Origin of the sequence: Parabacteroides sp. Y3-G-102 (assembly GCF_023656845.1) — a bacterium.
In the GTDB taxonomy this organism is placed as follows: Bacteria; Bacteroidota; Bacteroidia; order Bacteroidales; family Tannerellaceae; genus Parabacteroides; species Parabacteroides distasonis.
On record NZ_JAMOKU010000005.1, the window covers coordinates 47942 to 71037 of the forward strand.

General features: G+C 43.5%; 20 protein-coding genes. 15 read left to right on the top strand and 5 right to left on the bottom strand.

Annotated features, from left to right (window positions below; translation table 11 throughout):
* The first annotated feature begins 4 nt into the window (after nt 1–4).
* The 12 genes from NBH16_RS03675 (at nt 5) to NBH16_RS03730 (ending at nt 13038) form a co-directional block, all read left to right on the top strand.
* Complete coding sequence (locus NBH16_RS03675; RefSeq protein ID WP_005866809.1) at nt 5–364, top strand: MmcQ/YjbR family DNA-binding protein; 360 nt, start codon at nt 5–7, stop codon at nt 362–364.
* Entirely contained in the window at nt 351–1103 is a 753-nt protein-coding gene (locus tag NBH16_RS03680; protein ID WP_250788110.1) for a biotin--[acetyl-CoA-carboxylase] ligase, read from the top strand. The genes NBH16_RS03675 and NBH16_RS03680 overlap by 14 nt, the downstream gene beginning before the upstream one ends.
* Before the next feature lie 399 nt (nt 1104–1502).
* Entirely contained in the window at nt 1503–4832 is a 3330-nt protein-coding gene (locus NBH16_RS03685; RefSeq protein WP_005866815.1) for a DUF6383 domain-containing protein, read from the top strand.
* An 855-nt stretch (nt 4833–5687) separates the two neighbouring features.
* Nucleotides 5688–5834, top strand: a complete 147-nt coding sequence (locus NBH16_RS03690; protein WP_226766666.1) for a hypothetical protein — start codon at nt 5688–5690, stop codon at nt 5832–5834.
* A gap of 78 nt (nt 5835–5912) precedes the next feature.
* Nucleotides 5913–6332 (top strand): DUF6575 domain-containing protein, encoded by a 420-nt coding sequence (locus NBH16_RS03695; protein ID WP_005866817.1) that lies wholly within the window; start codon nt 5913–5915, stop codon nt 6330–6332.
* 196 nt (nt 6333–6528) lie between these two features.
* Entirely contained in the window at nt 6529–7308 is a 780-nt protein-coding gene (locus NBH16_RS03700) for a ParA family protein (RefSeq protein WP_005861254.1), read from the top strand.
* A complete protein-coding gene (locus NBH16_RS03705) occupies nt 7296–8183 on the top strand; it encodes a ParB/RepB/Spo0J family partition protein (RefSeq protein ID WP_008773872.1) in 888 nt (295 codons plus the stop codon). The genes NBH16_RS03700 and NBH16_RS03705 overlap by 13 nt, the downstream gene beginning before the upstream one ends.
* Nucleotides 8180–8890 carry a DUF5683 domain-containing protein gene (locus NBH16_RS03710; RefSeq protein ID WP_005866821.1) on the top strand — a complete coding sequence of 237 codons (711 nt, stop codon included), beginning with the start codon at nt 8180–8182 and terminating at the stop codon, nt 8888–8890. The genes NBH16_RS03705 and NBH16_RS03710 overlap by 4 nt, the downstream gene beginning before the upstream one ends.
* Before the next feature lie 5 nt (nt 8891–8895).
* Entirely contained in the window at nt 8896–10431 is a 1536-nt protein-coding gene (locus tag NBH16_RS03715; protein ID WP_048927948.1) for a lytic transglycosylase domain-containing protein, read from the top strand.
* A gap of 68 nt (nt 10432–10499) precedes the next feature.
* Nucleotides 10500–11558, top strand: coding sequence for a sensor histidine kinase (locus NBH16_RS03720; protein ID WP_172514233.1), 1059 nt, complete (start codon nt 10500–10502; stop codon nt 11556–11558).
* 6 nt (nt 11559–11564) lie between these two features.
* Complete coding sequence (locus tag NBH16_RS03725; RefSeq protein WP_250788111.1) at nt 11565–12320, top strand: LytR/AlgR family response regulator transcription factor; 756 nt, start codon at nt 11565–11567, stop codon at nt 12318–12320.
* A gap of 319 nt (nt 12321–12639) precedes the next feature.
* Nucleotides 12640–13038: a hypothetical protein gene (locus NBH16_RS03730; protein WP_005861266.1), complete on the top strand. Its 399-nt coding sequence runs from the start codon at nt 12640–12642 to the stop codon at nt 13036–13038.
* 102 nt (nt 13039–13140) lie between these two features.
* On the opposite strand, the gene NBH16_RS03735 is transcribed toward NBH16_RS03730, so the two are convergent.
* On the bottom strand, nt 13141–14430 hold the full coding sequence (locus NBH16_RS03735) for an O-acetylhomoserine aminocarboxypropyltransferase/cysteine synthase family protein (protein ID WP_048927951.1): 1290 nt from the start codon (nt 14428–14430) through the stop codon (nt 13141–13143).
* A gap of 168 nt (nt 14431–14598) precedes the next feature.
* Here NBH16_RS03735 and NBH16_RS03740 point away from each other — a divergent pair, with 168 nt between their 5' ends.
* Together NBH16_RS03740 and NBH16_RS03745 are read left to right on the top strand one after the other, a co-directional pair.
* Nucleotides 14599–15069 carry an Lrp/AsnC family transcriptional regulator gene (locus NBH16_RS03740; protein ID WP_005861270.1) on the top strand — a complete coding sequence of 157 codons (471 nt, stop codon included), beginning with the start codon at nt 14599–14601 and terminating at the stop codon, nt 15067–15069.
* A gap of 97 nt (nt 15070–15166) precedes the next feature.
* Nucleotides 15167–17452 carry a RelA/SpoT family protein gene (locus NBH16_RS03745; protein WP_005861271.1) on the top strand — a complete coding sequence of 762 codons (2286 nt, stop codon included), beginning with the start codon at nt 15167–15169 and terminating at the stop codon, nt 17450–17452.
* A gap of 45 nt (nt 17453–17497) precedes the next feature.
* Here the strand turns inward: NBH16_RS03745 and NBH16_RS03750 are convergent, their stop codons facing one another.
* From NBH16_RS03750 to NBH16_RS03765, 4 genes are all read right to left on the bottom strand, one after another.
* Nucleotides 17498–18448, bottom strand: coding sequence for a calcium/sodium antiporter (locus NBH16_RS03750; RefSeq protein WP_005866891.1), 951 nt, complete (start codon nt 18446–18448; stop codon nt 17498–17500).
* Between the two features lie 6 nt (nt 18449–18454).
* Nucleotides 18455–18856 (bottom strand): DUF3127 domain-containing protein, encoded by a 402-nt coding sequence (locus tag NBH16_RS03755; RefSeq protein ID WP_005866893.1) that lies wholly within the window; start codon nt 18854–18856, stop codon nt 18455–18457.
* Nucleotides 18857–18935: 79 nt separating this feature from the next.
* On the bottom strand, nt 18936–19292 hold the full coding sequence (locus NBH16_RS03760) for a MerR family transcriptional regulator (protein ID WP_005861277.1): 357 nt from the start codon (nt 19290–19292) through the stop codon (nt 18936–18938).
* A 14-nt stretch (nt 19293–19306) separates the two neighbouring features.
* The gene (locus NBH16_RS03765) at nt 19307–20290 is read right to left on the bottom strand and encodes a M23 family metallopeptidase (RefSeq protein ID WP_005861279.1); all 984 of its coding nucleotides are present in this window, start codon (nt 20288–20290) and stop codon (nt 19307–19309) included.
* A 98-nt stretch (nt 20291–20388) separates the two neighbouring features.
* On the opposite strand from NBH16_RS03765, the gene alaS reads away from it, so the two are divergent.
* On the top strand, nt 20389–23010 hold the full coding sequence (gene alaS, locus NBH16_RS03770; protein ID WP_008773865.1) for an alanine--tRNA ligase: 2622 nt from the start codon (nt 20389–20391) through the stop codon (nt 23008–23010).
* The last annotated feature ends 86 nt before the right edge of the window (nt 23011–23096 follow it).

Sequence of the window (23096 nt, forward strand, 5' to 3'; positions counted from 1 at the left end):
AGTTATGAATATAGAAGAAGTACGTGAATACTGCCTTTCCTTGAAGAATACCATCGAGTGTTTCCCGTTCGATGAGGTATCGCTGGTCTTTAAGGTAGAGAATAAGATGTTCCTGCTGCTTCCTTTGGATGCGGAGGAGCCTCATGTCTCCTTGAAATGCAGTACGGACTATGTGGAAGAGTTACGGGAACGGTATACGGCGGTTGAGCCGGCTTATCATTTTAATAAGAAATACTGGAATAGCATTTATCTGGATCGGGATATGGAGGACGAGGAGGTTAAACGTTGGATCTTCCACTCTTACCGGGAGGTGATCGCTAAACTACCAAAAAATATAAGGGAGATTTATAATGATGAGCACTGATAATGAATCTCCTCGCATCTTGCGTGTGGCGGAAACCACTTCTACGAATAGCCTGCTTCGTGAGCTGGTTATCAAGGCATCTCTTCCGGAAGGAAGTGTAGTTGTCGCTGATTTCCAGACAGCCGGACGTGGGCAGATAGGGAATGTCTGGGAGTCTGAGGCGGGAAAGAACTTGATGTTTAGTACAGTCCTGTACCCTACGTGTATCCCTGCAAATCGCCAATTCTTGATTTCTCAAATAGCGGCCTTGAGCGTAAAAGAGACGTTAGACTCATATACGGATCATGTCACGGTGAAATGGCCGAATGATATTTACTGGAAAGATAAGAAGATTTGCGGAATGTTGATCGAGAACGATCTATCAGGGCATAATCTATATTGCTCCATCATCGGGATCGGCATAAACTTGAATCAAGCGGTGTTTCGGGGAGATGCTCCGAATCCTGTTTCTTTGTTTCAAATAATCGGTAAGGAAGTAGATCGAGAAGAGGTTTTGGACCGTTTCCTCTCGGTATTCTATCGCTATTATTTATCTCTCCTCCAAGAGGAATACGAGGATATTCGTATCCGCTATCAATCCGCATTGTATAGGAGGGAGGGCTATCATGCCTATAGGGATGAGGCGGGAGAATTCGAGGCCTGTATCCATGATATTGAATCAACCGGGCATCTTTTGCTAGCGTTACGGGATGGCAGTATTCGGCGTTATGCTTTTAAGGAGGTTTCTTATTGTAAGTGATGTTTTTGAGCAGCGAAGGTACGTGTTATTAATATATCTAGTTCCAGATAGCTCTATGTATTATTTGCGGAAAATAATATATCTATATACTAAGGTACGTGTACATTATATATAAATCTCTATTTATTAATGAAATTAATCGGAAAATATATATCTTTTGTACCGAACAATAGTGGGTTTGTCTTTGTAATCGGTGGTTTTGTAATGAATAGTCTATTTGATTGATAAGAAAGCCTATATGGCGAGAAAAAAATGATAAAGAAGGGTTGCGCGAATCAAAGAAACGCGTACCTTTGCAAATGATGAATAAAGTCGATCGCCGTTTGTATTGATTTTTAAGAGAGCGATCGTTGTTAAAGAGCTTATTACACTTTAGTATTAATATTAAATTATTTAATTATGAACAAAAAGTTTTCTACTCTTTTAGCTGGTGTTGCGCTTTTAAGTGCGATGTCAGCAAATGCGCAGACAACACCGGCACAAAACGTTTTGCCTACGGCAAATGGTGCTTATTCAATCGGGAAATTAGTTGAGGGTGCTAACTCTGGCCTTTTCCAATTGAAAGATGAGGCATCCGGTAAGGTCTTGTCTATGGACGAAGATGGTGTTTTATCATTGGTTGCGTCTTCCTCTACTTCCACTGGCTTAGCAAACACGCTTTGGTGTGTTACTGTTTCTTCCGAGAATCAGGGTCAAGCTCCTAAGTTTGACTTCATGAACAAGGGTACAGGTCGTATGTTGGATATCACGATGGCTGAAATTCTGAAATCTGAAAGCCAAGTGGATTTGACTCCGACTACAGGTGGAGAAATCGCAGGTTGGGCTTTCTCTAGAACTATTACGAAATTGGAAGATAAGAGACCTTTGTTCTCTTACTTTACAACTGACTCTGTTGTTGGTTTCACTACTACCAATGGTGTGAAAGTCCAGAAATGGGCAGCTAAGGATGTTCAAAATAATACTTTTGCAGCATTTACATTGCAAGCTCCTGGACAGGTTTATTTGAGCGCTAACGAGTTGAACACTATCTTTGGTAACCAAAAAGCTGATGCTGGTGTTAAGTTAGGTTTCGATAAAGATATCCTAGGTACTACTTTAACGAATCCGTTTAACGCTAATAAGTTTGTAGCTGAAGGTGCTGGTGATGCTGATAGCCGTTATTTGTTTGTTTCTGACTTGAAGAAAGAAGCTTATTTGAAAGTTGATACAGCTTATACAAATGAGACTGGTTACAAGTTCTTAGCTTATAACTGGACGAAAAAGGGTGAGACTGGTACAGCTCTAGATGCAGTAGAGAATAGTGCTATTAAAGATCAACACAAGTTCGCTTTCCTTTATTCTCCTGCTTATGATAGCTTGTATATCTATGTAAAACAAATTACATGGAAAGAAGATAACGTTAAGTATTGGGAAGATGCTGCTGCAAATACTGGTGCTAACTGGCGTGTTTCTTTGCAGGATTTGATCAAGAACGAAACTCGTATCTTGACTGTTGACAGCAAAGACCAAAATACTCATATCTCTTTGGGTTACAAGGATTGTACAGCTGTAGAGTCTACTAAGACTTCTTTGAAGGATGGTGTATATTACATCACAAATAAGGCTGGTAAGTATTTGGCTTCTCCGATCTACAGAAATGGTGAGATCGAGTGGACAACTGTTAATGCTAATGAGCAGAATGTAGCTCATATGCCGGCTTATCAATGGGTAATCTTAAAGAAGAACGTAACAGATAAGAATAATATCTCTACTTTAGAGGTTTATAACCGTGAGTTCTCTGATGGTGTTCTTGCTGATTATACTTTGAATTTGAATAAGAAGGCTGGTGCTACTTATTGGTACTTGACAGCTGATGTAAATTCTGCAAATGGTGTTACTATCAATTCTACAGATTCATTGTTCTTTGAACTTGTTCCTGCTGCTTCTGTAGCAGATTCATTGTTAGGTTACAAGAACTTGGATAAAGAAGAGTTGATGATCAACAAGTATACATTCAACTACTGGCATCCGTATGCTACAGACAAATACATCGCTAAGTCTTCAAAAGACTCTACGTTGACTGTATTAGAAGGTAAGACTGCTTTCAATTTGGATACTTTGGTAAATGACGCAGCTGCTGTTAAGGCTCAATATGGTTTCCCTGTTACTGCTGCGGTTGCTAAACGTATCAATGGATTAAAGAACCTTTACAGAACTGTTTATGTAGCAAGTAATGACAATGCTAAAAAGAATATCTGGTCTGTAAATAAGGAAGAGAAATTCAACGTAAGTCAATATTCTACTGACAATAACACGAAATTGACATCTGGTTACTACTTCAAGGAAAATAACCAAATCGATGGTAAGTGCTATCATGCTGTTATTGCTGTAACGAAAGAAGCTGGTAAATATGTGATGAAACTTACTTCAACAAAGGCTGGTGTATCTGACTATGATGGTGCTGCTACATTGAAAGCTCAAATGTTGAACGAGACTAGAACTTCTGCATTCTACATCGCTCCGGATGAGACTCCGTTGTATCGTCAATTCAACAATGCACTTCTTGGTGAGAACGTTGATAATTCAGCAGATAGCTTGATGTTTAAGGAAACTATCCGTGGTGAATATTTGATGGATGAGCATAATGGAAACTTGTTGAACAAGGATGTTGATTACGCAGGTATCTGGGGTGAAGCTAAAGCTGATGGTAAGTTAGCTTTCCGTATTGACACTGCATGGTTAACTCGTGGCGCAGGTAAGGTTAAACCTCAATACTTGGTTTCTGCTTATCGTGAGTTGATCGAGGGTGAGAAGATCATTCCTTGTACTGAGACAGGTAAGCACATCACTGCTGATGGTCAAGTTACAGACGACCCATATCAATGTGTACACGCTATTCATGTGAAGACTCCGGCATTTATCTATGGTAAGTATTTGGTTAACTACTCAGACTCTGCTGCTGCTGTTGCAGATCGTAAGGAGGCTCTTAACCCATACTTGTTCAATACGAAGGCTGTTTCTAACAGTAGCTACACTCGTGTAGGTTTCGTTCCTGCTGTTCAATATGGTGATACTTTGTTTGTCTTGACTGGCAAATACAAAGGTATGACTGCTGATCAATTGAAGAATGAGGGTATCGAGGCAATCAGCGCTGACTACCATAAGAACTATGCTAAGTTCATCAATGTATTGACAGGTGACAAGCACAAGAACGTAACTTGGTCATTCCGTTATGTAAATCCGGATAAGGCTGCATTAGCTTATGTAGATGGCGAAGAGGGTGCGAACAACTCATTCTTGATTGAGTCTAATGTATATGGTGCAACTGATAATCAATATCAGACTGTAGCTGGTGATGTTGCTAGTGCGATTGCTCCGACTAAGAAAGCTGCTTGGTTGAAGATGCACAATGGTTGCTTAGTATTGACAGATGCTAGCTCTAGATTTGATGCCGCTAAGACTGGTGGTGATGGTGCATTAGTATTCAATGCTTATCCTAAGACTGATGCTGATGATATGGTAACATCTAACGATAACATCAACAATGTTGAAGGTGTATCTGTAGTAGCTGGTAACGGTACTGTAACTGTTCAAGGCGCTGCTGGTAAGTCAGTAGTTATCACTAACATCTTAGGTAAGGTTGTTGCTGAGACAGTTCTTACTTCAGACAACGCAACTATCGCTGTACCTGCTGGTATCGTAGCTGTAGCTGTTGATGGTGAAGAGGCTGTTAAGACAATCGTTAAATAAGTAGAAAACTGACCGGATTTCCGTAAGGAAAGACACAGTTCATAAGATAGAGCCCCGTCGATGTACTTCGGCGGGGCTTTTGTGCGTTCCCCTACGAGTGTTTCATATTTAAATATAAAAACAAGGTATCTTAGTTTCATTGAGCAAGTATCCTAAGTTCATTGGCGAAGTATCTTAGGCGTATGGGGCGATGAAACTAAGATACTTTTCTCATGAGCACCTTGTGTGAGTATCGGTGTTGTCATATGCGACTACCGGCGTGGATTGTAAGGACTACTCGTGCAGGTTCTAGGCTCTACTGCCCTGTTATTCTTTCTTTTTGATAAATAAATGTCTATATGTGTGACATCCCTTTTCGGTGGAGAGCGTAAAATAGCAGAGGCTGGATGACTGTAAACGGCATTTTTCATTGAAAAAGCCCCCTTTTTGTACGTGATAAGTGGTGAAAGCCTATGCGATAGGTCGCGTTGGGCAACGCCGGTAGTGCCGATGGGCATCGTGAATAGTCAAGAATAGGGTTGTTGATACTTGTGGATGGGCATCATAACCTTGTTACGACCCAGTTCTAACCCCATAAACCCCCTCAAGCAACCCACTAAATATGAATTACAATGAATGAATTCCGCTAGAATGAAAGGCCGTTTTTCGATAAGACGCTGTCATGTAAATGATTGCTGAAATTTTTTCTCGTATTTGAGAATGAACTGTCCATCAGCCCGGAAAAATCGATTCTCCGGGACTTGATATTACAAATTGTCAAAATGGTAAACGTGGTTTAGCTATGGTTTCTCGTTAGTCATATTTATGGGATTCTTGATATGGTATATTGTTTATTCTGCTTATATTTGCGATATCATGGAAGAAAGGAAATGGTTTGAGGAGCTACCGGACTTATGTCCACCTTCGGATGCTATGGCGTGTAGTGGGGTATTTTATAGAATTGCGGAAGGAGATCCTGTGAAATCATTGGATTTCTTCTCGCAAAGAAGATGGCATGATTAAAAAGACATTCGGTGTGGCTCATTATTCTTGGTGGCGATCTTATTGTTTTGATGTAAATAAGGCAAAGGTAATGATGTTATGACTAATTTGTTTTTAGATAGGATCCTAGAGTTTTATGGTGTGCCTCAAATCCTTGTGGCTAAAGATTCTTTTGGTACGCAATACTTATGCCTGCTTTTCGATGATGGGGCTGGATGCAGGTATACGGGTATTAAGATTTCATCCTCTAGGCTGGATGATTATTTGGGAGGAAGGATCGATTTAAGGACTCTTTATCTGAATCCGGAGAATGACAATGAATATTTCAATGTGTCTTATAATGATAATCATTATGAGCTACAGTCTTTTGAGGGAAAGGCCTTGCCGGAGGAAAGGCTTCCGGAAAAGGGATATTTTCATGTGGAATCACGGTCTGAGATCTATACGATAAAGGTTCCTTCCTGCGATAAAAATATATTCCAAGACATTGCCCGAAGGATGGGATGGGTCTGTATGTAACTTAAAACTTCGTTATCATTTCCAAAAAAACACCTATATACCAGCCTTATAACCCTCTATTTGATTTATTCTGCTTATATTTGCGAGTTATCAACAGTTAGGGCGATTTATCAACAAAACAAGCATTGTTTTGATTGAACCCTGTTTGGTTCAGTTTTTAATGTTTAGTTTTGCCCTCGAATTAATTAGGTATAGTATGGGAAAGATTATCGCTTTAGCAAATCAGAAAGGTGGAGTCGGGAAGACAACCACCACGATTAATCTGGCTGCGTCATTGGCCGCTCTTGAGAAAAAGGTGCTGGTCGTAGACGCTGATCCGCAGGCGAATGCCTCATCCGGTCTGGGTGTGGATATACGTAATGTAGAACTTTCTATCTATGAATGTCTGGTAAACGGTGAGGACGCGAGCGGCGCTATCACACAGACTGAAGTGGAAGGACTGGATATCATCCCCTCTCATATCGATTTGGTGGGAGCGGAGATCGAGATGCTAAACTTGGAGAATCGTGAACGGATCTTGAAGCAGATATTGACACCGCTGAAAGAGAAGTACGATTTTATCCTGATCGACTGCTCTCCTTCTTTGGGATTGATAACCGTGAATGCCTTGACAGCCGCCGATTCGGTGATTATCCCGGTACAATGCGAGTATTTCGCCTTGGAAGGTATCAGTAAGCTGTTGAACACGATCAAGATTATCAAATCAAAGCTGAACCCGGCACTGGAGATAGAGGGATTCCTCTTGACTATGTATGATTCCCGCCTGCGTTTGGCGAACCAGATTTATGAGGAAGTGAAACGTCCGTTCCGCGATTTGGTATTTACTACCGTGATCCAACGAAACGTGAAGTTGAGCGAGGCTTCCAGTTACGGTAAACCTGTCTTATTGTATGACGCGGATTCGAAAGGATCTATCAACCATATGCAGTTGGCACAGGAGATTGTTGAAAAAAATAAAGGATTATGGCAGCATTAAAAAGATCGGCGTTAGGCCGTGGATTAGACGCGTTAATTACGATGGATGACCTGAAGACAGGTGGTTCATCGTCTATTAGTGAGATCGAGTTAAGCAAGATCCAGCCTAATCCGGAGCAACCTCGGTCTGTCTTTGAGGAAGAGACCTTGGAGGAGTTGGCTACCTCTATCCGTTCGTTAGGCGTGATACAGCCGATTACGTTGAAGGAAATCGGCCCCGAGCAATATATGATCATCTCTGGTGAACGCCGTTATCGTGCGTCGCTTAAAGCAGGTTTGGAGCGTATTCCCGCTTATATTAAGACGGCGGCCGACGAGAACGTGGTGGAGATGGCTTTGATAGAGAATATCCAACGAGAGGACTTGAACTCTATCGAAATCGCGTTAGCTTATCAAAAATTAATCGATAATTACGGCTTGACCCAAGAGGGGTTGAGCGAAAGGGTTGGAAAGAAGCGTGCTACGATCGCCAATTACCTTCGTTTGTTGAAACTTCCCGCCGAGATCCAAGTAGGATTGAAGGACAAGAAGATCGATATGGGACATGCCCGGGCATTGATCCCTGTGGATGACCCGGAGGTTCAATTAGCTTTATATGAGCAGATATTGGCTCAAGGACTCTCCGTTCGTAACGTGGAGGAGATGGTGCGTAATATAGCCGAGGGAATACAACCGGAATTGCCGGAAAAGAAAAAATCGGATCGTAAGCCGATACTTCCGGAAGAGTTTAAATTGCTGAAAGATCATTTGTCCCGTTACTTCAATACGAAAGTCCAGTTGACTTGCAATGAGAAGGGAAAAGGTAAAATTACGATTCCTTTCGCCACGGAAGAAGAGTTGGAGCAATTGATCGGGTTACTGGATAAATTGAAATGAGAAATCGAATCATACTCCTTTTGATCGGATTCATGTGCTATGCCGGGATGGGTAACGCACAGGAGGATAAGACGGAGAAAGCCGTTCCTGCTATAGTTTCCGATTCCGTGGAGGTAGCTGCCCCGGATTCTACCGTGCAAGCCGTCTTGATGGCGGCCGATTCGGTGGGCGTACCGGAAGTGAAGATGAAGCTGGCTTTTAAGCCGAATCCGACAAAAGCGGTCTTGTTCGCCTTAGTTCCGGGTCTGGGACAGATCTATAACCGGAAATATTGGAAATTACCAATCGTTTACGGTGGCTTGATGGGATGTATGTATGCCGTGACTTGGAATAATAAGAATTATAAGGATTATTCGACGGCTTATAAGGATATCATGTATGATGCCGCTAAGAATCTGGAAAATCCGGATGCTTGGAGTAAAAGTTGGCAAGACTTGACTTCCATGGCTCCTGAGGATGCGATTAATAATTCAAATTTCAAGGATCAATTGAAAAGACAGAAGGATTATTTTCGTCGATATAGAGACTTGAGTATAATTATTACGGTCGGGGTGTATGCGTTGAGTATCGTGGATGCCTACGTGGATGCCCAGTTATTCGATTTTGATATATCACCGGATTTATCCTTGCATTTGGAGCCGGTTGTTAGTCCGAAGACGAGTGTCACGCCTCGTACTTACGGATTGAATTGCAGTCTAAAATTCTGATATACATGAAAAGATACCTGCTAGCACTCATTTGTTTAAATTGTTTGGTCTCATTGGTCTATGCGCAGGAAGAGACCCGAATTGAGGAAAAAGATACCTTAAGCTCGCTGGAGTCTGAGGTCGGATTGATTCCGGAAAGCTTGGATGCGAACGTGGATAGTTTGCTCCGTACTTGGCATGTGCAATATTTCTCAAAAAGAGAGGACTTTTGCCATGATGACGACGAGAATGTCTATTTCCCGGATTCGGTCTATATCGACCGCCTGTCTAGGCTTCCCAGCGTGATCGCTTTGCCCTATAATAATATAGTGCGTGATTGTATTGACTTATATGCGGAGCGTAAACGAAATTTAGTGCGTTATATGCTGGGGATGGCAGACTTTTATTTTCCGATAATCGAGCAGGTGTTGGATGAGCATGGCCTGCCTATTGAATTGAAATATCTCGCCGTCGTGGAAAGTGCCTTGAATCCGGTAGCCCTCTCTCGTGTGGGCGCTTGTGGTTTATGGCAATTCATGCTTCCTACGGGTAAGAGCTATGGCTTGGAGATTAATAGCTTGGTGGACGAGCGCCGGGACCCCTTGAAAGCGACCGAGGCCGCTTGTAAGTATTTCAAGGATATGTACGCTATCTATGGGGATTGGAATTTAGTGTTGGCATCTTATAACTGCGGGCCGGGCAACGTGAATAAAGCGATCCGTCGTTCGGGGGGCAAGACGGACTTCTGGGATATCTTCCCTTATTTACCGAAAGAGACTCGTTCATACGTCCCCTTATTTATCGCCGCCAATTACGTCATGAATTATTATTGCGAGCATAACATCTGTCCGATGCAAACCAGCTTGCCGCTAGCCACGGATACGGTCATGGTGAATAATGCCCTACATTTGCAGCAAGTATCGGATCTATTGCAAGTAGATATTGAGACGTTGCGTGCGTTAAATCCACAATATAAAAGAGACATCGTTCCGGGTAATACCCGCCCTTCGGTTTTGAAACTACCTGCGGCGGAAACCTATGCTTTTATCGATAAAGAAGATACGGTCTATACGCATCGGATCGAGGAACTGTTGGCGAATTGCATTTCCGCGAATAACTCTAATGGCTCTTTACCAAGTGGTGCGACCCGGGAAAAAATCACCCACGTGGTATTGAGTGGTGAGAATCTTTATACGATCGCTAATCGCTATGGAGTGACAGCGAAAGATATCCGTAAATGGAACGGGCTAGGCTCCAACCGGGTAGCGAAAGGAAAACGGTTAAGATTATATGTAGATAATGGGGGTGTCGCTTTTGCCTCGGCTGCCAAGACTCCGGTGAAATCAACTGCGACAACAACGAAAAAGTCGGCTTCCGTCGCTACAAAACAGATCGCTTCCGCCAATAAAGATTTTGTCTCTTATAAGGTTAAATCGGGAGATTCACTTTATTCGATTTCCAAGAAATACCCTGGGGTTACCGCTTCTTCCTTACAAAAGGTGAATGGGCTGTCAAGTCCGGATATCCGTCCGGGCCAAGTACTGAAGATACCGGTAGGATGATCATTCGGGGATAAATTCGTCTTTAACTCTTTTTTTTCGCTTTCTTCGTGCACTGGAGAAGGATGTGAATGATTTTTTATTCCTTTGTATACGAAAAAAGATACAATCGTATGGGTTCATTGGATGAAAAGATATCAGTGGTCAAGGCTAAACCTTGGTTGGTCAGTTTGGTTTGCGCAGTGTTTATCGCCTATCCGAATTTGGCATGGATCTTTTGTGACATGAGCTATCTGGCTCCGAACGATCATCAAGGGTTTTTGCTCTTCTTTGGGTTCCGTTTTCTTTACTTTTGGGGACTTATTTGGTTTTTGCTGAAAAGTAACTTGAAGCATGAGGATTGTACCTCCTTCTTCGAGCGGTTGTTCTGGAATGCCTTGTACGTTTCTGGAGGCTTTGTTGTCTATAAATTGATCTCCTTCCTGACTATTAGTTATGATCGTTTTTTGAGTATCATTATCTTCCAGTTTATCGTGTTGGCGTTGTTATGTACCTTGATCGGCTATATACAAATGCTATATCACAATCAACGGGAAAAGGATCAATTGATCGAGAATCTGCGTGTCGAGAATTTGCAGAGCCGCTGCGATGCATTGGTGAACCAGATCAATCCGCATTTCTTTTTCAATTCATTGAATGGAATCTCCTCCTTGATACGGAAGAAAAACGATGAGAATACCTTGTTGTATGTTACGAAATTGTCCGATATATTCCGTTATATCCTTCAGAGTGATAAAAAGAATTTGGTACCACTGTCGGAGGAGCTTGCGTTTATAGAGGCTTTTCAGCATGTAATGGTAGTCCGTTTCGCCAATAAGCTGACTTTTACGATCGAAGTTCCCGAAGATAAGCGGAACTTGCGAATTCCCGTATTATCTTTGCTTCCGTTGGTAGAGAACGTGACGGTACATAATATTATAGACAGCGAGCACCGAATGGATATCTTGATCCGGCTGAACGAGCGAATGGAACTGGTTGTTTCTAATCCAATCTATCCGAAATTGACCTTACCGGATACGAATGGAACCGGGCTTAAGAATCTGGAGAATCGTTTCTTTCTATTAATGAATAAACAAATACGGGTAGAATCTGATGAGGATGAGTTTCAGGTATACCTACCCCTAAAATGATGCTATATGAGAATACTGATCGTAGAGGACGAGACCGCCGCCTATGAGAACTTAGCGGATATGTTGGTTACAATAGATCCCACGATTGAGATCATGGGAAATACGGAGAGTGTCCGGCAAACGGTACGTTGGCTGCAAGCCAATCCGAGGCCGGATTTGATTTTTATGGATATTCATTTATCGGACGGTTCCGCTTTCGCTATTTTTGACCAGATAGAGGTGGAGGTACCGATCATCTTTACTACGGCGTACGATCAATATGCGATCGACACTTTCAAAGTAAACAGCATAGACTATATCTTGAAGCCGATTAAGCCGGAAGAATTGAAACGGGCCTTAGATAAGTTTAGCCGATGGAATCATCAAGATATCATCCATTATTTATCCCAATTAACACAGTTGTCTACTACTCCTAAATACAAGGATAAACTACTGATTCCTGTTAAGGATAAATTGTTGCCTATTAGCTTGAAAGATGTGTCTTGTTTCTATACGGCTGATAAGAATACATATGTTTATTTAAAGACTGGTAATTCGTATCCATATGCTAAAACATTGGAACAGATAATTTCTTCTTTAAGTCCTGCTGATTTTATCCGTGCGAATAAACAATTCATCATTTCTCGTGATAGCGTGAAGGACATAACAATTTGGTTTGATAGCCGTTTGCTCGTTACTTTGGATATAGAAGTGCCTGAGCGTATATATATTAGTAAAAATAAAGCATCCGAGTTTAAGTCTTGGATAGTAAGTCTGGAATGATAATTAAATAGAAATGCCGGTTCTCTTAAAGCCGGCATTTTTTTGCCCTTTTCGTGTTCAATCCCCATTTTTTCCTTTTCGTCAACAATCGGAAACTGCCTATCCGATAATTCTTCATCTTTGCAATACAAACAAGGAGATACATCAATAAGATGTAAGTTGAAATTTTGATGTTAATCCGAGTTTTATCATACACATTAGATAGGTTAATAGGTTTGTAAAAAAGGATTAGTCCGAAACAAAAGAATGTTTAGGCTATCTTCTCTAAAATGAGTGTTTGTTTTGTGAATGGTTTTGTAATAGGTAAATTGTAGGTATTATGAGAAAGTTAATTATGGCGGTAGCGGTTTTGGGAATGAGTGCTACAATGAATTTTGCGAAAGCGCAATGTGTGAATGAATATGGGAATAAAGAACCGTTTGCGGTAGAGTTTAGCCGATTGAGTTCTTATCTAGGATTGGCTCCTTACCAAATGGAGGAGGTACTTAACATTAATGATTATTTTGTACAAGAACAAAGAAAGAGTTTGAGCAAAGACCTGAAGCGTCAGGATGAACGATTGCAAAAAGCCGTGTATGGCAATTTGAAGCTGATGAAAGAGGCGTTGACTGCCGATCAGTATCGCAAGTATGTCATATTGTTAAATGTAACTAACAACAATAACCGATTAACCGGAGCTGTGACATTTACGGATATCTATTTGGCTGAGAATAAATGAGTGTAACCTTGGCTCGATGTGATGTTGATTAGAAAGGCGATCCTTGTGTCGAACAGGGATCGTCTTCTTTGCTTCTGTCCTTTTCCTTTTGGAAGTGCGCTATCAGATTTTAGCGAAAGCTTGATCCAGATCATCTATAATATCATCTATATATTCGGTTCCGATGCTCAAGCGTACGGTGGATGGTGTTATGTGCTGTTGGGCAAGTTCTTCCGGACTCATCTGGGAATGAGTGGTCGTGTATGGATGAATGACAAGGCTCTTTACATCGGCGACATTCGCTAGTAGGGAAAAGATCTCCAGTGAGTCGATGAATTTCCAAGCGGCTTCCTGCCTGCCTTTGATCTCGAAGGTGAAGATACTGCCGGCACCATTTGGGAAATATTTATTGTAAAGTTCGTGGTCCGGATGGGTAGGAAGTGATGGATGATTCACCTTTTCTACTTTCGGATGTTTTGATAAATAATCCACGACTTTCAATGCGTTTGCTACATGGCGTTCCACGCGTAGGGATAAGGTCTCTAATCCTTGCAACAAGATAAAAGCATTGAAAGGAGAGATCGTTGCCCCGGTATCGCGAAGAATGACCGCACGGATACGGGTGACAAAGGCGGCGGAACCTGCTACGTCCGCAAATATGGCTCCATGATAACTTGGGTCTGGTTTGGCTAATGTAGGAAACTTATCGGCATTCGCCTTCCAGTCGAAAGTACCTCCATCTACAATTACGCCTCCTAGACTACTGCCATGTCCCCCTATGAACTTTGTGGCGGAATGGATGACGATGTCAGCTCCATGTTCGATCGGACGAATCAAGTAGGGGGTTCCGAACGTATTGTCTACGATTAATGGAATATGCTGTCGGTGGGCGACTTCCGCTACCGCATCCAGATTCGTTACGTCAGAGTTAGGATTCCCGAATGTCTCTACATAAATGGCTTTCGTGTTTTCCCGGATAGCTGCTTCTAATGCGTTTAGGTCATTTACATTGATAATCGTATTAGTAATGCCTTGGGAGGCCAGTGTATGGGTGATCAGGTTGAAGGAACCGCCATACAAATTATCGGCTGCGATAATATGATCTCCTGCCCTCACTATGTTCTGTAACGCATAGGTGACAGCCGCTGCTCCTGAAGCCACGGCCAAACCTGCCACGCCTCCTTCTAAGGCAGCTACACGTGCCTCGAAAACGCCTTGCGTGGAGTTTGTCAAACGTCCGTAAATATTCCCCGTGTCACGTAGGCCGAAACGGTCTGCCGCATGTTGTGCGTTATGGAATACATAGGAAGTTGTTTGATAAATGGGTACCGCACGTGCGTCGGTTGCGGAATCCGGTTGTTCTTGTCCTACATGAAGTTGTAATGTCTCGAAATGTAACTTCTTTGTTGCCATAGTCATCTTGTTTATTTAGTTCTTATTCTGTTGGCAAATGTATGATGTGTGTGCTTTTTGGACAAGATTCGTTGAGAATATAGAAAATAATACTATTTTTAGGGCTATAAATAGAATACATCTTCGGCGAAGGACGTTGGGGAATCAATCCGATAGAATTTTTTTCTTATGAATGTTTCAGATAAGTTAGACAAGGTGGATCTGCAAATCCTCCGAACGTTACAAGATAATGCCCGGTTGACTACGAAAGAGTTGGCGGCAAGGGTCAGTCTCTCGTCAACCCCGGTGTTCGAGCGTTTAAAACGTCTTGAGAATAGTGGATATATAAAGAAGTATATAGCGGTACTAGATGCGGAGAAGCTGAATCAAGGCTTTGTTGTCTTTTGTAGCGTGAAATTGGTTCGGCTGAATAAGGATATAGCTTTTGAGTTTACCCGGATTATCCAAGAAATCCCCGAGGTAACGGAGTGCTATAATATTTCAGGCGATTATGATTACTTATTGAAGATACACGCTCCCAATATGAAATATTATCAAGAGTTTATTTTAAATGTGTTAGGAACGATCGATAGTTTGGGCTCGTTGAGAAGTACTTTTGTCATGGACGAGGTTAAACACGACTATGGGATCCATATTTAAGCAGTAGATATTCTATTTTTGTCTTTTGTTAGGGTTTCCTTCCAAATATTTGTATATATTTGTGGCTATACAGTATAAAAATGGGAGGTGTAAAACCATGGACGATACAAAGGACACAAAAGATATAAAAGAAACGGGCGAGGCTGCGTCCGTTCTCTCTGCGGACGAACAGATGATACAAGATGGGTTCAATGCGTTGTTGAACGATTATTTGAAGTCAAACCACCGCCGTAAGGTCGAACGAATCACGAAAGCTTTTAATTTCGCTAATCAAGCGCACGCCGGAGTGAAACGGCGTTCCGGCGAACCTTATATAATGCATCCTATCGCCGTGGCTCGTATCGTATGCCGGGAGATGGGTTTGGGCTCTACCTCTATTTGCTCTGCGTTATTGCATGATGTCGTGGAAGATACCGAGTATACGGTGGAGGATATCCGGGATATGTTCGGAGACAAGATCGCCCAGATCGTGGATGGCTTGACGAAGATATCCGGTGGCATTTTTGGGGAACAGGCCTCGGCTCAAGCCGAGAACTTCCGTAAGTTGCTGCTGACTATGAGTGACGATATACGGGTGATTCTAATCAAGATCGCAGACCGTCTTCATAATATGAGGACTTTGGGTTCCATGCTTCCCGCCAAGCAATTTAAGATCGCGGGTGAGACTCTTTATTTGTATGCTCCTCTGGCGCATCGTCTGGGGCTCTTCTCTATCAAGACGGAACTGGAGGATTTGAGTTTTAAATATGAGCATCCGCAAGAATATGACTTTATCAGCGCTAAGTTGAAAGCGACAGAAGAGAGCCGTAATAAATTATTCGAGCGTTTCGCTGCCCCTGTGGACGAGAAGCTGAAATCGATGGGACTTCAGTATGAGATGCGTGCCCGTGTGAAATCGGTCTATTCCATTTGGAATAAGATGGAAAGCAAGGGTGTCGCTTTCGAGGATATTTATGATATTTATGCGGTCCGCATTATTTTTGACCCGCTTCCCGGTGTGGACGAGAAAAACCAATGTTGGGATATCTACTCGGCTATTACGGATATTTACCGGATTCGTCCCGACCGTATCCGTGATTGGGTGAGCCGTCCGAAAGCGAACGGTTATCAAGCGCTTCATCTGACCGTTATGGGACCGGATGGACAATGGGTAGAGATCCAGATCCGTAGCCGCCGTATGGATGATATCGCAGAGAAAGGCTTCGCTGCCCATTGGAAATACAAGGAATCCAACGTGGAGGAGGATACGGAATTGGATAAATGGATACAAACCATTACCGAGATATTGGAGAGTCCGGACCCGAATGCGCTGGATTTCTTGGATACGATCAAACTGAACTTATTTACTTCCGAGATATTTGTTTTCACTCCGAAAGGAGATATAAAGACATTGCCCCAAGGGGCTACCGCCTTGGATTTCGCTTATGCGCTTCACTCCGATATCGGTAATAAATGTATTGGCGCTAAGGTAAACCATCGTTTGGTGCCATTGAGTCATCCGCTGTCCAGTGGAGATCAGGTGGAGGTCTTGACTTCCCGTTCTCAGGAGCCGCAACCGGAGTGGTTGAACTTCGTGACTACCGCTAAGGCTCGTGCGAAGATCGATGCCGTATTAAAGCGTGTCCGTAAAGAGGTCGCTAAGTATGGAGAGATAAAAGTTCTTGATGCCTTCAAGCGTTCGGAGCTTGAGGCGAGTACATCCAATCTGGATAAATTAGGTATGTACTTTGGATTCTCGAAACGCGAGGAATTCTTTTATGCGGTAGAGAAGGGGGATGTGGTTTTGCCCGAGAATTTAAAGAAGCTGTTGAAGGAGAAGACGGATAATGTCTTGTTTAAGTATGTGAAACAGGCGTTGGGTGTCGCTTCCAAGAAGGTGAAACAACCCGAAGAGGAGGAAGCCAAGAAAGAGAAGCCTAAATATGATAAGAAAAAGCCTTATTTATTGAAAGAGGAGGCTTTTGAGCGTAATTATGTAATTGCCGAATGTTGTAAGCCGATTCCGGGAGATGACTCTTTAGGTTTTATCAATGACGATGGTAACGTAGTGGTTCATAAACGTTCCTGCCCGATCGCCATGCGCTTGAAAAGTAGCTTTGGCGAACGTATCTTGAATACGGTTTGGAGCAGCCATATGAACGCTTCTTTTGAGGCCACGCTAGAGGTGAAAGGTATAGACTCGATAGGCGTACTGAATACGATCACGAAAACGATTTCCGAGGATTTCAACGTGAACATCATGCGCTTGCTGATCGAGGCGAAAGACGGCGTGTTCGAAGGTAAGATAAAGATGAAAGTTCATGACGTAGAAGATATCCAGAAAATGTGCGTGACTTTGTCGAAGATACAGAATATTAAATCTGTCGGACGTGTAGCGGATTAAGTGTAGCGAAGTGCTTCGCTACACTTTTGTTTTATAAAAGCTTTATCAGCCGACAATCAAATAAGTTATATAAGCTATATAACAAGCGATCAATAGGATTCCCTCCGGCCTAGTGATGGTCCGTTTCTTGAAGAAAAGGCCAAAAATATAAAGCAATACGCATGAACCGATCATGACGCCCAAATCCAGATTGGTAATGCCTTGTATGTTCATCGGCGTGATTGTCGCGCTACAACCTAATACGAAGAATATATTGAAGAGGTTGGAACCGATAACATTTCCGATCGCCATCTCCGGGTTCTTCTTTAAGGCGGCCACGACGGAAGTCGCTAACTCAGGAAGAGAGGTTCCTCCGGCCACTAAAGTCAAACCGATAATAGATTCGCTGACACCCAGTCCACGGGCGATACCAGAAGCTCCATCCACGAAAAATTGTCCTCCGTAAATCAAACCAGCCAATCCACCAATGATGAATAAACTCGCTTTCCAAATGGGCATTATTTTAATCGTGCTCTCTCCATTTTCCTCTCCATTATGTGCGATTGCGAATGTATAGCCAAGGAAAATGGCGAAGAAGCATAATAGTAACATTCCATCGCTACTACTGATACTATTTTGCGACGCGCCGTTGATCAAAACGTCATTCGCGCAAATAAATAATACGATTGAGGCAAGCACGCAAAGAGGGATCTCTTTGCTCAACGTACCTTTCGTGACGCTGATCGGTACGATAGCGGCCGTACAGCCGACAATCATCAAGGCGTTAAATATATTGCTTCCTACTACATTACCAATAGCGATATCTGAGCTTCCTTTCAAGGCAGATACGACACTGACCGTTAATTCCGGTGCGGAAGTCCCAAACGCCACAATAGTTAGCCCGATTACTAAGCTGGAAATATTGAAGCGTTTGGCTACCGAGGCGGCACCATCCGTCAAGGCGTTAGCCCCAACTAAAATTAGTAGTAAACCGCCAATTAGTAATACGATATCCATTAGTCTTTAGAATGGCAAATCATCGATAGGATTGGCCGGTCCGAAATCAGGAGCGGATGAGGCTGGAGCCGTAGGAGCGGAAGCCGGAGCGAAATTATCCGGAGTTACTCCCATCGGAGCGGCTTGAGAAGCTGCCGCCATCGGACGGTCTACTTTCCATGCGTTGATACTGGTGAACCAGCGGCCTTGGTACTCACGGCTGTCAATGTCGAAAGAAACTGTCAATTCCTCGCCCGGCTGAATGGCCGCTTGAGCGATCTTATCCGCTCCGAATATCTGGAAGCATACTTTCTTGGGATATTGATCGTGTGTCTCTAATACGTACTCTTGTTTTTTCCATTCGTTTCCGGCTTTGCTGACACCGCCTACTTCCGGTAGGACTTGAATAATTTTTCCTGTAATTTCCATGTCTTGTATTTTATTTGCTTATGTTTTATTTAATTGGGGACGAAGGTACGGTTTTGTTCTGGTTTTATCAACAGAATAATCACACTTTCGGGGCAAAAGCATCAAATGCGTCTTTCATAGCTAACAGCTCTTCTTTGATCTGTTTCAGGCGGTTTACGATCTCTTCTTGCCGGATCGTCGTCTCTTTATTGTCCTTCAGTTTTTGCCGTGCGCCGGCCAAGGTCATCCCTCTCTCTTTAACCAGGTGGTAGATGAGGCGTACCGCGTCGATATCCTCCTGCTTATAAAAACGGGTACCTTTGCTCGTCTTCCTTGGATTGATGATATCGAACTCCTTCTCCCAAAAGCGAAGGGTGGACTCGTTCACGTCGAACATCTGCGCCACCTCGCTGATGGAAAAATAGAGTTTGAGATCTTTATTCTTTTTTAGACTCATACTGCTAATGAAGTTTAATCCATAACCTGACCATGATTCTCGGCAATCTGGATCATACGGTCATATTCCTCAGGTGAGAGATCCATGTAATAGTATTTAGATGGGTTATCATACTTCCCTCGTACGATTACCTCATAATGCAAGTGAGGGCCGGTAGATTTCCCGGTATTTCCAACCTCGCCAATCACCTCTCCACGAGTAACCTTTTGTCCGACACGTTTCTTGAACTTACTCATATGACCGTATAAAGTCTGATAGCCGTAGCCATGATCGATAATCAAACAATTTCCGTATCCCTGTTTCCAAGCGGCGAAAGTGACAACGCCATTACCTGTCGCATAGATCTCCGTTCCCACTTTAGCCGAGAAATCCATTCCAGAATGGAAACGAGGTGTACGGTAAATCGGGTCGATACGCACGCCATAGCCGGAAGCGGTACGACGCAGATCCTTATTGGAAATCGGCTGGATAGCCGGGATACATTTACTTCTCTCTTCTTGGTTCTTTCCTAGGGAGATCAGTTCCTCCAAGGAGTTGGACTGGATATATAATTGCTTACGTAGCATATCCATCTTTTGGGTCGTGGAGACAACAAGCTCCGGATTGGACAGGCTCATCAAATGCTCGTAACGGTTTGTCCCTCCAAACCCGGCTTTCCGAACGGATTCGGGTATAGACTCAGCTTGGAAGATAGCCCGGTACAGATTCTCATCACGCTGTTGGATATCATCCAATACGTCCAACGCGTTATTTAAGCGAAGGGAAAGTACCTCGTATTGAGTTTGCAATAGGCGGTTCTCCTTACGTAACTGAGATTCCATCGGAGAGTCCACCAAATGCATCATGACGAAAAAAGTGGCTACGCCGAACGCTATTCCGGTGCTTAAATGGCGGAGAACGGTGAACAGCCGGTCTTTGCTAGATGGGTATACACGCTCATAATTGAGTGTGTTCGGATTGTATAAATAGTATGTTTTGCGACTTTTAAAGAGTTTCATCTACATTTTTTGTTATCTGAATGCACGCAAAAATAATAATTTGCAGTACTTTTGCAAATTGTTTTTCAGAATATTAACGAGAACTATATAAATAGATTATGTTGACAGCAAAAGAAATCCGTGAATCCTTCAAGCAATTCTTCGCTTCTAAGGAACACCAGATCGTGCCTTCCGCTCCAATGGTGGTAAAGGGTGACCCCACGTTGATGTTTACGAACGCGGGAATGAATCAGTTTAAAGATATTATCTTGGGCAACGTGCCCCGTAAGTATCCTCGTGTCGCGGACTCTCAGAAATGTCTTCGTGTTAGCGGTAAGCATAACGATTTAGAGGAGGTAGGACATGATACCTATCACCATACGATGTTTGAGATGCTCGGAAACTGGTCGTTCGGAGATTATTTTAAGAAAGAGGCGATCAACTGGGCTTGGGAATACTTGGTAGAGGTATTGAAGCTGAATCCGGAGCGTTTATATGCCACCGTATTCGAGGGAAGCCCTGCCGAAGGCTTAGATCGTGATAACGAAGCTGCTGGTTATTGGGAGCAATATTTACCGAAAGATCATATTCTGAACGGTAACAAACATGATAACTTCTGGGAAATGGGGGACACGGGTCCTTGCGGTCCCTGTTCCGAGATCCATATCGACCTTCGTTCGGACGAGGAGCGTGCGGCGGTCAGCGGCGCCGATATGGTAAATAAGGATCATCCGCAGGTAATCGAGATCTGGAACCTTGTGTTCATGCAATTCAACCGCAAGGCCGACGGCTCTTTGGAACCGCTGCCGGCTAAGGTGATCGATACCGGTATGGGATTCGAGCGTCTGTGTATGGCATTGCAGGGTAAGACCTCAAATTATGATACGGACGTATTCCAACCGATTATCAAGGTAATCGCGGGAATGGCGGGTACGACTTACGGTACGGATAAACAGCAAGATATCGCTATGCGTGTGATCGCCGATCACATCCGTACGATCGCTTTCGCTATCACGGACGGACAGTTGCCTTCCAACGCTAAGGCCGGTTATGTAATCCGTCGTATCTTGCGGCGTGCCGTTCGTTACGGTTATACATTCTTGGATCGCAAGGAAGCGTTTATGTATAAGCTTTTGCCTGTATTGATCGAGACGATGGGCGACGCTTATCCGGAATTGATCGCTCAGAAAACCTTGATTGAGAAGGTTATCAAGGAGGAGGAAGAATCTTTCCTTCGTACCTTAGAAACCGGTATCCGTTTGCTGGATAAGAAAATGGAGGAGACGAAGGCTGCGGGGAAGACGGTCTTGAATGGCGTAGATGCCTTTACATTATATGATACCTACGGATTCCCGTTGGACTTGACGGAATTGATTCTTCGTGAGAACGGCATGGAAGCCGATATCGAGGAGTTCAATAAGGCTATGCAGAAGCAGAAAGAGCGTGCCCGTAACGCCGCCGCTATCGAGACAGGCGACTGGATCACGCTGAAAGAGGGTGAATGTAAGTTCGTGGGTTATGATTTGTTCGAATGCGAGGCAGAGATCTTGCGTTATCGCCAGATCAAACAAAAGAATAAAGTATTATATCAGATCGTTCTGGATCAAACCCCGTTCTATGCGGAAATGGGTGGACAGGTCGGTGATACGGGTTGGTTGATCGCCGACGACGAGAAGATCGACGTGATCGATACGAAACGTGAGAATAATTTGCCGGTTCATTTGGTAGCGAAACTACCGAAGGACGTAACGGCTACATTTACCGCAAAGATCAACGTGAAAAAGCGTATCCAGTGTGAGTGTAACCACTCTGCCACGCACCTTTTGCATGAGGCGCTGCGTGAGGTATTAGGTACGCACGTAGAGCAGAAAGGTTCGTATGTTTCGCCTGATTCTTTACGTTTCGACTTCTCTCATTTCCAGAAAGTGACGGACGAGGAAATCCGTAAGGTGGAAATATTGGTTGGAGAGAAGATCCGTGCGAACTTCCCGTTGGAAGAGCATCGCAATATGCCGATCGCCGAAGCAAAGGCGCTAGGGGCTATGGCTTTGTTCGGTGAGAAATATGGCGATGAGGTACGTGTCGTGAAATACGGAAGCTCCGTGGAGCTATGTGGTGGTACGCATATCCCGGCAACCGGTATGATCGGTTCTTTGCACGTGATAGGAGAGAGCTCTATCGCCGCAGGTGTCCGTCGTATAGAGGCGGTTACGGCCGAGGGCGCCGAGCAATTCGTATATGCCCAGCAAGATCTGATCCGTGAGTTGCGTGCGTTGATGAACCATATGCCGAATTTGGCGCAAGCGATGAAAAAGTCTATCGAGGAGAATGCGGAGATGAAGAAACAGATCGAGGATTATATTCGTGAGAAGTCTATGCGATTGAAAGAGGAGATCGTGGCGAAAGCTTCGGAGAGCAACGGTATCAAGGTTATGCAATTTGTAGGCAAGGCAAATGCGGACGCTATGAAGAACGTGGCTTTCCAGATCAAGGCGGAGACAACCGATAGCTTTGTCTTTGTTGCCGGTATCATTGACGATAACAAATGCACGCTCATGCTTATGTTAAGCGATGATTTGGTGAAAGAGGGCTTGCATGCCGGTAAGATCGTAAAAGAGGCCGCTAAGCATATCCAAGGCGGTGGTGGTGGACAACCCCATTTCGCTACGGCCGGCGGTAAGAACATGGAGGGCCTTTCTATTGCGGTTGGCGCTGTGAAAGAGGCTGTTGGAGTACAGTAAAATCGGTTCGGAAGAAATTGACCTTTCTTTCGGACGCAATGATAGATTCCTTCGGATCGAATAAGAATTCCATCCGAAGGAATTTT